The sequence below is a fragment of the Massilia sp. DJPM01 genome, from assembly GCF_030348125.1.
In the GTDB taxonomy this organism is placed as follows: Bacteria; Pseudomonadota; Gammaproteobacteria; order Burkholderiales; family Burkholderiaceae_D; genus Telluria_A; species Telluria_A frigida.
In genome coordinates, this window is sequence record NZ_JAQOZV010000043.1 from 1 (window position 1) to 12,498 (window position 12,498).

The following is a 12,498-nucleotide window of genomic DNA, read 5'->3' on the forward strand; positions in this document are numbered from 1 at the left end:
GATGAATGAAGCACCTGTCAGGGCCGCCGCCATCGGCGCCGCCCTGCTGATGGCGGCCGCCTGTAGCCAGGCCGGCGCCGCCTTTGACCCCGCGCGCCAGGGCGCTCCCGCCGACGGCTGGGCCAGCCAGTCCGGCGGCACCGTGGGCGGCGCCAACGCCGTCCCCGAACAGATTTACACCGTGGGCGACCGCGCCCAGTTGCTGGCCGCCCTGCGCAACGGCGGCAACATCAGCAAGATCATCAAGCTGAGCGGCGTCATCGACATGAGCGGCGGCGTGCCCTACGTCAGTACCGGCGACCAGGCCGCGCGCGGCGCCATCCGCCTCGGCAGCAACACCACCCTGATCGGCGCCGGCGCCAATGCCGGCATCGTCAACGGCCACATCGCGCTGCAGAACGTCGAGCAGGTGATCATCCGCAACCTGAAGATCATGAACCCTTGCGACGCCGGCCCCATCTGGGACCCGCTCGACGGCGCCAGCGGCAACTGGAACTCGGCCTACGACGCGATCGGCATGTCCAATTCGCACCACATCTGGGTCGACCACAACAGCTTTACCGACGCCCCGCTGACCGACGATTTGCAAGCCATCGAAAACGGCAAGCACAAGCAATGCCATGACGGCACGCTCGACATCAGCAACGCGTCCGATTTCGTCACGGTGTCGTACAACCATTTTGGCCAGCACAACAAGAACAACCTGATCGGATCGAGCGACACCGCCACCACCGACGAAGGCAAATTGCGCGTCACTTTCAGCAACAATGTGTTCGCCGACGTCACCCAGCGCTCGCCACGGGTGCGCTTCGGGATGGTCCATCTGTTCAACAACTACTACACCGGCAGCAAGTCGGCGCCGATTTATCCCCATATGTATAGCGTGGGCGTTGGCCAGAGCGCCAAAATCCTGTCGAATAACAACGTCTTTGCTATCGCGGGCGCCAGCAGCTGTGCCGATATCGTGTCCTCGCCCAGCGGCAGCGGCGGCGCCTTCAGCGACAAGGGCTCGCTGCTGAACGGCGCGGCGCTGCCGGCATGCGCGGTGGCGCCGTCCGCCTGGAGCGCGCCCTACGCCTTCACGCCACGGCCGGTAGCGCTGGTCAAGGCCAACGCCCTGGCGCAAGCCGGCGGCGGCAAGCTGAGCACCAGCATCACGGGCAGCGGCGACACCAGCACCGACACCGTGCCGACCCTGTCCTGCCCCGCCAGCGGCCTGTATTTCTGCGACGACTTCCAGGATGGATCGAGCGCGCGCTGGAACCTGCTGCCGCTGACCGGCCCGAACGGCGCCTTCAGCGTGCAGCTGGACGCCTCCGGCACCACCAACAAGGTGCTGCAGTACACGGCCACCAGCACCGGCGGCATCTTGGCGCTGGTCAAGCCGGACGCGTTCAAGGGCGTGCCATCGGGCGACTATTTTGTGGAAGCGCGCATCCGCCCGCTGGCCAACAGCACCACCGGCAACAAGCAGCTGTACCTGATCACGCGCTACGTCGATCCGGCCAACTGGTACGGCGCGGGCTTGAACGTGCAGAATGCCACCAGCAGCACGCAGGTCGACATCGCCCGCATGCTAGGCAATAGCTTTAGCAAGATCAAACAAGCCAAGCGCGCCATCGCCATGGATGCGCAGTTTTACACCGTACGTTTCGAGATGATCGGCAGCGCCATGACCCTGTATCTCGATGGCGAGAATCTCGGTTCGGTGACCGATGCCAGCTTCGCCGCGCGCGGCCTGATCGGCCTGTACACGACCAACAAATCGTTCCAGATCGATGATGTGCGGGTGGGCGATCCGCGGATGAAACCGGTACAGCTGACCCTGAACCCGCATCCGCTGGCCTACACGGCCGAAGCGGGCGACGCGCCGTTGATTGTCAACGTGGGCGCGAAAAAAGGCGACGGCAGCCTGGACACCTTCACGGTGGAGTCGAGCCGGCCGGGCGTGGTGAGCGTGAGCGTGAGCATGAGCATCGATGGCGCCAGCGTCACGCTGACCCCGCTGGCGGCCGGCAGCGCCAAGATCGTGGTCACCAGCGGCGCCGATCCAAGCCTGACGCGCAGCATCAGCGCCACCATCGCGCCGGGCTTCGTGCAGCCGACCCAGACCTACCGGCTGGACGGCGCCAGCTTGCCGGCGGCCGGTTCCATCGATGAAGCCATCGACAGTGGGCTGACCCTGACCTTCGACAACCCGCCGACCCTGGGCACGGGTGGCACCATCCGCATCTTCCGCAAGAGCGACGATGCGCTGGTCGACGTGATCCGCCTGGCCGACGAAGTCGACGCCATCGGCCACGCCGGGCAAGACCGGCTGCGCCGCGTGCGCTACCTGCCGCTGCACGTCAACGGCAGCACGGTGACCATCAAGCCGCACAACAACCGCCTCGCTTACGGCACCGCCTACTACGTGGCCATTGCCGACGGCGTATTCAATGGCGCCACCCTGGGCGGCATGCCGTTTCGCGGCATCGGCAAGGCGGGCGGCTGGAGCTTTGCGACCAAGGCCGCCGCGCCCGCCAGCGCCAGCCTGAGCGTGGACGACGACGGCCCGGCCGATTTCCGCACCGTGCAGGGCGCGATCAACCACGCCAGCGCCGCCTTCGCCAAGGCCGAGCCGGTGACGATCAGCGTGCGCAACGGCAGCTACGAAGAATTGCTCTACCTGCACGGCAAGGATAAGCTCACGATCAAGGGCGAAAGCCGCGACGGCGTCGTGATCCACTACACCAACTACGATACGCTCAACCCCGGCACCGGGGCGAGCGAAGCGCCGGGCGCCAGCGGCGCCCCGCTGGGCGGGCGCTCCGTGCTGCTGGTGGAAGCGGCCGACATGGTCACGCTCGACACCCTGACCCTGAACAACACCACCCTGCGCTCGCCCGCCATGTCATCCCAGGCCGAAGCGCTCTACTTCAACAGCGATGGCCGCCTGGTGGCCACCAACGCCAGCTTCTTCAGCGAGCAGGACACCCTGAACCTCAAGGGCTACGCCTGGTTTTACCGTTCGCTGGTGGCGGGCAACGTCGACTTCATCTGGGGCAGCGCGCGCGCCGCCCTGTTCGAGGAAAGCGAGATCCGCAGCGTGGGCGACAGCACCAGCGCAACCGGTGGCGGCTACGTGCTGCAAGCGCGCGTGCCGAACGCCGCCGACAAAGGTTTCGTTTTCCTCAACAGCAGCCTGACCCACGGTCCCGGACCCGGCCCCTTGCACGGCGACATCCCCAATGGCGCCACCTGGCTCGCGCGCAGCCCCGGCGGCACGGCCAGCTGGGACAATCTCGCCTTCATCAACTGCAAGATGGATGCGCACGTCGCCCCGGCCGGCTGGGCGGGCCTGGGCGTGAACGGCCAGCCGGCACCCAACCCGCTCCTGCCGGGTGCCGGGTCGGGCTGGCGCGAGCATGGCAGCACCGACCTGCAAGGCGCGCCCTTGAACCTGGCGGCGCGCAGCGGCGCCTACCTGCTGAGCGACGAGGAGGTGGCTGCCGGGTTTGACACCCGCGCCAAGGTGTTTTCCGCATGGAATAGCGGACTCGGCTGGAATCCATAGAACGCATGGGGAACGCCGCGTCAAGTGGCGTTACCCCGCCATCCAACAACGGGTAAATACTAATAGGAATGTTGACGGTCAAGACATGCTAAGCTTGATGGGATGCAACGCCTAAGCGGGTTCGCTCGCTGAAATGTTCTCCCGAAAGAGTCAACATGAAGATTCGGTCCTTCCTTGCGATGATGATCGTGGCGGCGCTGGCGCCGGTGATCCTGTTTTCGACCGTGCCGCTGAGCCGCCTGATCCAGGCCGAGCGCGACGCCGCCGTCCTCTCCATGAAACTGGCGGCGCGCGCCACCTCGATCGCGGTCGACAGCCAGTGGCACCAGGCCATCGGCCTCATCCGCGGGCTGAGCAGCTCGCACAAGCTGGAATCGGGCCAACTGGCCCAGTTCGGCATGAAGGCGCGCACCATGGCCGGCAACGAAGGCGCCTACATCGAACTGTACGACGATGCCGGGCAGTTGCTGGTCGATACCGCCGTCGCGCCCGACACCCACCTGCCCGATACCCGCGCCAGTCAGCGCGCGCGCATCGAGCACATGCTCTCCAGCTCGGCGTATGCCATCTCCGACCTGCTGCCAGGCAAACTGCCCGACACCTACGTGGTCGAAGTCAACTACCCGGTGTTCCTCGAGAATGGCGTGCGCTACGTGCTCGGCTACGGCTTTGACGCCGACGACCTGATGCGCGCCCTGCCCGCGCCCGATGCCGAGGGCAACCACTTCGCCGTGTACGACCGCAACGGCCGCCTGCTGGCCAGCAACGGCAAGCACGCGGCCGTGGGCAGCCTGGCGCCGCCGCCGGTGCTGGTCGCCATCCGCCTGCGCGAAAACGGCCTGGTCAAGGCGCCGGACGGGCGCTACGCGATGCTGACCGCGTCCACCGTGTCGGGCTGGTGGGTGGCCATGTCCTCGCCGCGCGCCACCATCGACGGCACCGCGCGGCGCACGGTGCTGTATTCGGTGTCGGGCTTGCTGATCGCCCTGCTGCTGGCCGGCGCCGCCGCCCTGCTGTTCAGCGCGCGCGTGACCAAGGCGATTGCCCGCACCGGCGACGCGGCGCGGGCGATGGTGGGCGGGCCGACCCGGCTGCCCCAGTATTCCGGCATTGCCGAAGTCGACCGGCTCGACCAGAACGTGTACCTCGGCGCCCACCTGCTGGCCAGCGCCTCGGCCGAGCGCGAACGGCTGCTGTCCGAAGCGCAGCAGGCGCGCGAAATCGCCGAGGGCCAGAACCGCTCCAAGGATGAATTCCTCGCCATGCTCGGCCACGAATTGCGCAATCCCATGGCGCCGATCAGCACCGCCGCCCATCTGCTCAGGATGCCCAATATCTCGCCCGAGCAGATGCGCCAGGCGGGCGACATCATTTCGCGCCAGGTCGACCATATGAACCACCTGGTCAACGATTTGCTGGACGTCTCAAGGGTGACGCGCGGCCTGATCACGCTGGAAAAGAAACCGGTATCGCTGCGCGCCATCCTGGCCGCCGCCGTCGAGCAAACCATGGGCAGCATGCACAAGGGCGGGCACCAGTTCGACACCGTCTGCGGCGAGGAAGAATACTGGGTGCGCGGCGACGCCACGCGCCTGATCCAGGTGCTGACCAACCTGCTGGTCAACGCCGCCAAGTACTCGCCGCCGCAATCGGCGATCAGGGTGACGCTGGCGCGCGACGGCGAGCGCATCAGCATCGAGGTGAGCGACAACGGCAACGGCATCGAGCCGGAACTGCTGCCGCGCGTCTTCGAGCTCTTTTCGCAAGGCCGGCGCACGCCGGACCGGACCACCGGCGGCCTGGGACTGGGCCTGGCGCTGGTGCGCAAACTGGTGGAACTGCACGGCGGCAGCGTGATGGCCTACAGCGAGGGCGTGGGCAAGGGCAGCCGCTTCACCATCGAACTGCCGGCGGCGGACATGCGCGCGGCCGACATGAGCGCGATGTCCATGGCGCAAGGCGCCAGCGTGGCCTGAGGCACCCGTCCGCAGCGCCGGCCGCTACAGGCTCTGGCGGCGCCGTTGCGGCAGCGGCGCGCCCGGCGCCGCATCCCTGAACCGGTACGGAGCCCACTCCAGGGCATACAGCGTGAGCGCGCCCGCGGCATGGGCGCCGGCGCTGCACCCGCACAGCGCACCGGCAAGCACGCCCTTGAGCGCCGCGATGGCGGCCAAGCGGCGCCATCCTGGCTGGCATGGCATGGATCGCCTGCGCTGATTGAGCAAGACCGTCGGTTCTTGTATGGCGCACGCACGCGGGCCGCCGCTCACGCCGGAGGGCTCTCCGCTCCCGACAGCTGGGCGGCAGCCTCCGACAGCCGCCCAGTTGTCGGGCAAGCGCGCTTGTCGTCGCCCGCTTGAAGGTTATGCAACAGGCCGTAGTGGCGAAATGCCTCGCGCAAGTCCGCGCGCAACACTGCGTTGTCCCATGGCTTGGTATAAAAACGGTAAATCGCCCCCTTGTTCACGGCCTTCATGATGGAGTCCAGGTCGGTGTAGCCGGACAGCACAATCCGAAAACTGTCCTGGTACATTTCCTTGACCCGGTCGAAGAATTCCGTGCCGCTCATGTCCGGCATGCGCTGGTCGCAGATAATCACTTGCACGCAGTGCTGCGCCAGCAGGTCGAACCCTTCGGCGGCCGAACCCGCGCACAGGATATGGTAGCCGTCGTCGCGCAGCAAGCGCCGCAAGGAGGAAAGCACGTGCGTGTCGTCGTCGACCAGCAGCAAGGTCTTGCGGTAGGACGGCGTGACCGGCGCGGGCAGCTGCATCTGGCGGTCCTCGCGCAGCAGCGCCTCCAGTTCCGGCAGCGCCAGCGGCCGGCTGAAGAAATAGCCCTGCACCTGGTCGCAGCGATTGCGTTTCAAAAAGGCCAGTTGGGCGGCCGTCTCGACGCCTTCGGCGATAACCTGCAGTTTGAGGCTGCGGGCCATGCCCAGGATCGCCTGCACGATGGCGGCATCATCCGGATTGCTGGTCACTTCGCGGATAAAGGCGATGTCGATTTTCAGTTTGTCGATGGGGAAGCGGCGCAGGTAGGCCAGGCTCGAATATCCGGTGCCGAAGTCATCGATCGACACCTGTACCCCGCGCCGTTTCAAATCCTTGAGCGTCTTGATCGTGCGTTCCGTGTTGAGCATCAGGGAACTTTCCGTCAATTCCAGCTCGAGCAGCTCGGGCGGCACCCCGTGGCATTCGAGCGCGGCGATGACATCGCCATCGACGTCGCCCTCGGCCAACTGGCGGCCCGCCACATTGACCGACACTTGCAGCGCCCCCACGGACGAGCGCAGCCATTGACCGATCTGGCGGCAAGCCTGGTCGATGACCCAGCTGCCTACCTTCAAGATGAGCCCGGTTTCTTCAAGCGAACCGATGAACACATCCGGCGCGACCAGGCCATAGCCGGGCCGTTCCCAGCGCAGCAAGGCTTCCAGGCCGGCCACGCAGCCGCTGTCGAGCGCGACCTTGGGCTGGTAATGCAGGACGAATTCGCCATTCTCGAACGCCCTGCGCAAGGCTTTCTCCAGCTCGAGCCGGGCCAGCACTTCGACATTCATCTGGGCCGTGAAAAAGCGGAAGGTATCGCGTCCGGCCTGTTTGGCGCGGTACATCGCGGTGTCGGCGTACTTGATCAGTTCGTCGGGCAGGGAGGCGTCCAGCGGGTGCATGGTAATGCCGATACTGGCCGTCACGTTCAGTTCGTGCTGGCCCAGCACGAAGGGGGCGCGCAGCACGTCGCGGATCTTGCCGGCCACGCTGGCGGCATCGTTCAATTCATCCTGCATCACCAGGATCACGCCGAATTCGTCGCCGCCCAGGCGCCCGACCGTGTCGCGCGCGCGCACGCATCCAAGCAGGCGACTGGCGAACTGGACCAGCAGGTCGTCGCCCACCCCATGGCCGAGGGTATCGTTGACGGTCTTGAAGTTGTCGAGATCGATAAACAGCACCGCCACCATCCAGTCATGCTGGGTGGCCTGGTGCAGCGTGCGGGTCAGGCTATCGTAGAACAGCGCGCGGTTCGGCAAGCCGGTCAGTCCATCGTGATGGGCCTGGTACTGCAGGCGCAAGGCCGCTTCCTTGCGCTCGCTGATATCGCGCACCACGGCCACGATGATCCAGTCCGGGCCCGACTTCAACGCTTGCCGGTGAAACTCGACCTGCACCTGCGAGCCATCCTTGCGGATCAGCGCCATCTCATCCGACAGGCTGCTGCCGCTGTTGTCCATGAGCCGCTGGTACAGCGCCGCCATCTCGGGCCAGGTCGACTCGGCGCTGATGTCGCACGGCCCCATGCCCAGCAATTCTTCGCGCGAATAGCCGAGCATGGCACTGGCCGCGGCGTTCAGTTCGACAAAGCGCGTGGTGCGGCAATTGACCAGGAAAATCGCATCATCGGTGCAATCCATTGCCGTACGAAAACGGCGCAACTCGTCCTCACCCCGCTTGCGCTCGCTGATATCCATGTACATCACGACCACGCCGTGCAGATTCTTGTCGGCCAGGGGCGTAACGGTCAGCAGCAGCCATGACGCCACCCCTCCCGGCCTGCACGCCAATTCGAAGGACCAGTGGCGGCTGGCGCCGCTCAGCACCTGGCCGATGCCGTGCGCCACCTGGCGCGCCTGAGCGGCGCCGTCGCCGCCGGCCAGCGCGCATTGCGCAAGGACGTTGGTGCCGATCGCATGGCCCGGACCGGCGGCGGCCAGGGCCAGCGAGGTGTCATACGCGGCCCACGCCTGGTTGACCGACATCACGGCGCCATCGGCGTCCAGGATCGCAATGCAGGCCGGCAGCGAATTGAGGATCGCATCGAGCCGGCTGGCATCGTTCAGGCGCAGTTGCGCCTGGGCGCGGCGCAGCAGGAAGGGCTGGCCCTGGTGGTCGGTGATGGTATCGATTTCACCGCCCGTCAATTCCTCCAGGCGCGCCACGTTGGCATGCAGCGCGGCGATCAGGAGGCCCACCTCGGCGTAGCGCGTCTCGGTTTCCTTTTCCAGGCCGCTGTTCATGGCATGCGCTCTTCCAGCCCGAGGGCCAGCAAGACCGCCTCGGTCTGGCTGAGCGTGCCGACGATGCGGCGCACGCTGCCGGGAGCGAGCTTGAGCAGGGTCGGGGTCATGAAGATGCCATCCTCCAGCGCCCGCTTGGGTTCGCGAAACACGTCCAGCACCTCGATTTCGTGCTGCCCGGGCAGATAGGTTTCGCACAGGGCACGCAGGTTGGCCCGCGCCAGCACCGAATTCTGGGCCTCGCCCGCCACGTAGAGGCGAAAGATGAACGTGGGCGTGCGCTTGCTCATGCTGCACCGGGTCGCGGATCGGCGGCATCGGCCCCGCGCAGTTCGGCCATCTCGCTGCGCCCGCGGGTGAGCTCGCGCGCCCGGCTCTCGGTCGTTCTGGCGAGCAAGGCGTTCTCGGCCTGCTTGGCGATCAGTTCGGCCTGCAAGGACTTGACCCGCACTTCCAGCTCGGCTTCCTCGGCGTCGAGCCGGACTTTCTTGAGCCTGGCGGCGGCCTCGGCCACTTCGGCGGCCACCCGCTCCGCGCTCTCCTTTTCCCAGCGCATCGTGCCCATCAGGACTTCGCCGCCGGCCGTATAGGTATCGGCCAGGGTCACGCCCTTGTCGCTCAGGATCAGCTCGCGTACCTGGTTCGAGTGGGAGGTGCCGCGCGACTTGATGATCGACATGCCGCGATTGCGCTCGCCGCCCTGGACCAGGTAGTTCAGGTGAATCCAGGTATCGGCCAGGGTCGATATCTGGAGCGGCGAGCCGCCCTCGCTCTGGGTCGCCATTCCGTCGAGCAGGCTGGTGCAGACGAGCGTGGTGCCGGCCCCCTTGGACCAGTCGATCAGGCGTTCGGCGACGTTGTGCGCGGTCAGCTCGTTACCCGACTTCGACAGGGTCGAGACCGGATCGATGACCAGGCAGCGCGCCTGGTGTTCGTCGGCCAGCGCCTTGATGCGCCCCAGGTAGGTTTCGGCGCTGCCGGTGATGGTGCGCGCCGAAATCATGCGCAGCACGCCGCTCTCGACGAAGCGGGCAAGCTTGATGCCCACCGAACTGAGGTTGCGCACGACTTCGGAACCGTCGGAATCGAAGCTGACGAACATCGTGCGTTCGCCGCGCTGGCAGGCCGCTTCGGCGAAGGCGCCGCTCAGGGTGGTCTTGGCGGTGCCGGGGAAACCGGTGATCAGGACGCTGGCGCCACGGTAATAGCCGCCACCGAGCATGGTGTCGAGCCGCTCCACGCCGCTCGACACGCGCTCGCTGGAGACCAGCGTATCGATCCGGCCCAGGGTGCGGGCGACGGCAACGTCGAAGCCATTCTTGCTGATCAAGAAGGGCGATTCATTCTCGTCGAACACCGCGCCGCGGTATTTCTGAATCCGGATATTGCGCTGCGACACGCCAAGCACCACGCCATGGTTGAGGAGAATCGAACAGTCGACCATGAACTGCATGAAACCGAGCGACTGCTCGACAATCGCGCCGGCCGCATCGCCGCCGGCCTTGGCCGTGATAATGGCGGTCAAGCCATTCGACAGCAGCCAGTCGTGCAGCCGGTAAATCTCGCGCCGCTTCGACGGGGGATCGGGCAGCAGCGCCAGCACGATATCGAGCGCATCGACGACGACCCGTTTGGCCTTCAATGCCTTGACCTGCCCGTCGAGCACCGCCAGCATGCCGCTTAAGTCGAAATTGCCGGACAAGACCAGGTCGGGCGCGGGCTGGGCATCCAGGAAGTAAAGCTGATTGTTTTTCTGTAGTTCATCGATTCCCCAGCCAAAGCCTTGCGCATTGGCCGCGATGCGTTGCGCCGATTCCTCGAAGGCGACAAAGATTCCCGGCTCCTTGCACCGGCGGGCGCCATTGACCAGGAATTGCAGCGCCACCACGGTCTTGCCGGACCCGGGGCCGCCAGCCAGCAGGGTCGTGCGCCCGCGCGGCAAGCCGCCGCCGGTCATCTCATCGAGCCCGGTAATACCGGAGCGCGCCTTGCAGGAATCTGCCTGCGGTGGCGAAACTGGCGTGTGCGTCATGGCTGGCTTTCTCCTTTGAGAAATGCATCTCTGCCACACTGCCGACGATCGTCATGTGAGGCCATCGCAATATCAACTCATCAATTCAAATGACAAATTGCTTTCGTTCCAATCAGCCTGGAATCCGGAGGACACTTTGCGGCATGCCATGCCAGCTTTCGGACACACATTGCAAATAAACTATAGCATGAAAGAAATCGGAAGGTGCCTTAACGATTGATTTGCGGCGCTTTGTACAACCGCCGCCACAACAGCCCGTTTTAAAGGCGGACGCGCGGCGCGCACGCTGTCGCGTTATGAAAATCCGGCAGTGGCGCCGGTAATGAGCGCACCATTACCGACATAATCTCGCGCGTGCTCCGGTAATGTTACCAAGTGTCGATGAACATACCAAAACACCATAGCGCTTGTTAATATCAAGTCACGTCGACATTTCCCATTCGTGGCTGATGGATGGTGCGCTGTGGGTTTTTCGCACTGGCAACGCAAACCTTGGCTTCGCTCATACTCCTTGCAGATTGTTCGCGTTACCTTGATCTAAAGAAATATTGTAGCTCCACAATTTCCACAGATCGCAAGCGCACAGCAAGGGGAACGCCATGTCCTATCTCAGCGACACCATCGACGCGCACAAAAGCGTGTTCACGCAGGCGCACGGCATGGTGCAGCGGATCTTGCACGCCATGCCAGCCGCGCGCACGCCAGTGCGGCAGCGCGCCTGTGCGCCCGACCGGATCGCGTTCCACACCGCGCTGCACGAGAACAACCTGCCCTGCCCGCGCGTGGCCGCCCTGTTCAACTGCGCCGGCCGCGCGCTGGACGGGGTGCGATCCCTGCACGGCGCCGCCGACGCGCGCCGCTACCTGAGCGACACGGCGGTCTATCCCCTGCAGTTCGTGCCGCTGTGTGGCGACGCTGGCGCGCAGGCCTTTTCAGCGATCAGTTATGAGAGAAGCAGCGATGCGGCGGTGCTCGGCAACGGCGCGCTGATTGCGCTGGCCGATCTGGTGCAACTGCTTGAACGGCCTTGCGCGCGCGGCTATCTGCTGCGGGAGCTGACGGCGCCGCACCGCCATGGCGGCCTGCGGGTGAGCGTGGCCATGTCGGTGCACGGTCCGCACATCCTGCGCGCCGCGTGGGCACTGGCCGGCATGGATGCCGACATTCCGGTCCCGCTGTGGAAAGCGACCAGCCGCATCTTCCTGGCCGGCGCCGCCCTGTTTCCAAACCTGGAAACGCAACACTGGGACATTGCCCTGTGCGCGCGCGGCCCGCTGGCCCTGGGCATGAGCACAGCGGAACCGCAGGCGGCTTAAAAAGCGGCGCCGATCCAGACGCCACCGAGTGCGATCAGCGCGCCGGCGCCACGCAGCCATGCCTGCTGCCGGCGCAGTACCGCGCCGCCCAGCATGCCAGCGGCCAGCAGCACGGCGCTCGAGCCCAGGATACCCATGAAATACAAGCCGGCGCTGCCCGACGCCGGCATTTCGGCGCCATGCGCCAGGCCGTGAACGACCGCAAACGCGCCGACCAGCAAAGCGCCGGCCGCCGGCATCAGCTTGACCTTGAAGGCGATCGACAGGCCAAGCACCAGCACCGAAGCGATAATCGCGCTTTCCAGTGCGGCGATGCCCACGCCCGCCATGCCCATCATGCCGCCGGCGGCGAGCAAGGCGATGAAGCTCATTGGCAGCAGCCACCTGGCGCGCCCGCCCAGCTGCGCGGCCCAGATGCCGACGGCGACGGCGGCCAGCATGTGGTCCAGGCCCGAGAACGGGTGCGCCAGGCCGGCCAGCAAGCCGCCGTCATGGCCGGGATGGGCCAACGCCGCGCCGCAGTAAAACAAGGGCGCCAGCGCCAGGGTACGGATGAATGTCGATTGCATGTGAAGCT

General features: G+C 65.8%; 8 protein-coding genes. 3 read left to right on the top strand and 5 right to left on the bottom strand.

The genetic code is table 11. From position 1 onward, the window contains the following. On the top strand, positions 1–3,556 hold a 3,556-nt coding region (locus PO883_RS23690; RefSeq protein ID WP_289311937.1), incomplete at its 5' end, for a pectinesterase family protein. A gap of 155 nt (positions 3,557–3,711) precedes the next feature. Next, a complete protein-coding gene (locus tag PO883_RS23695; protein WP_289311938.1) occupies positions 3,712–5,532 on the top strand; it encodes an ATP-binding protein in 1,821 nt (606 codons plus the stop codon). Positions 5,533–5,556: 24 nt separating this feature from the next. Here the strand turns inward: PO883_RS23695 and PO883_RS23700 are convergent, their stop codons facing one another. The 4 genes from PO883_RS23700 to kaiC form a co-directional block, all read right to left on the bottom strand. After that, positions 5,557–5,757 carry a hypothetical protein gene (locus PO883_RS23700; protein ID WP_289311939.1) on the bottom strand — a complete coding sequence of 67 codons (201 nt, stop codon included), beginning with the start codon at positions 5,755–5,757 and terminating at the stop codon, positions 5,557–5,559. A 65-nt stretch (positions 5,758–5,822) separates the two neighbouring features. Beyond that, positions 5,823–8,573: an EAL domain-containing protein gene (locus PO883_RS23705; RefSeq protein WP_289311940.1), complete on the bottom strand. Its 2,751-nt coding sequence runs from the start codon at positions 8,571–8,573 to the stop codon at positions 5,823–5,825. After that, a complete protein-coding gene (locus tag PO883_RS23710) occupies positions 8,570–8,863 on the bottom strand; it encodes a circadian clock KaiB family protein (RefSeq protein ID WP_289311941.1) in 294 nt (97 codons plus the stop codon). Before PO883_RS23710 ends, PO883_RS23705 begins: the two co-directional genes overlap by 4 nt. Beyond that, entirely contained in the window at positions 8,860–10,605 is a 1,746-nt protein-coding gene (kaiC, locus tag PO883_RS23715; RefSeq protein WP_289311942.1) for a circadian clock protein KaiC, read from the bottom strand. The genes PO883_RS23710 and kaiC overlap by 4 nt, the downstream gene beginning before the upstream one ends. Before the next feature lie 599 nt (positions 10,606–11,204). On the opposite strand from kaiC, the gene PO883_RS23720 reads away from it, so the two are divergent. Next, the gene (locus tag PO883_RS23720) at positions 11,205–11,921 is read left to right on the top strand and encodes a hypothetical protein (RefSeq protein WP_289311943.1); all 717 of its coding nucleotides are present in this window, start codon (positions 11,205–11,207) and stop codon (positions 11,919–11,921) included. On the opposite strand, the gene PO883_RS23725 is transcribed toward PO883_RS23720, so the two are convergent. Then, the gene (locus tag PO883_RS23725; RefSeq protein ID WP_289311944.1) at positions 11,918–12,490 is read right to left on the bottom strand and encodes a HupE/UreJ family protein; all 573 of its coding nucleotides are present in this window, start codon (positions 12,488–12,490) and stop codon (positions 11,918–11,920) included. The genes PO883_RS23720 and PO883_RS23725 overlap by 4 nt on opposite strands. Positions 12,491–12,498: the final 8 nt, after the last annotated feature.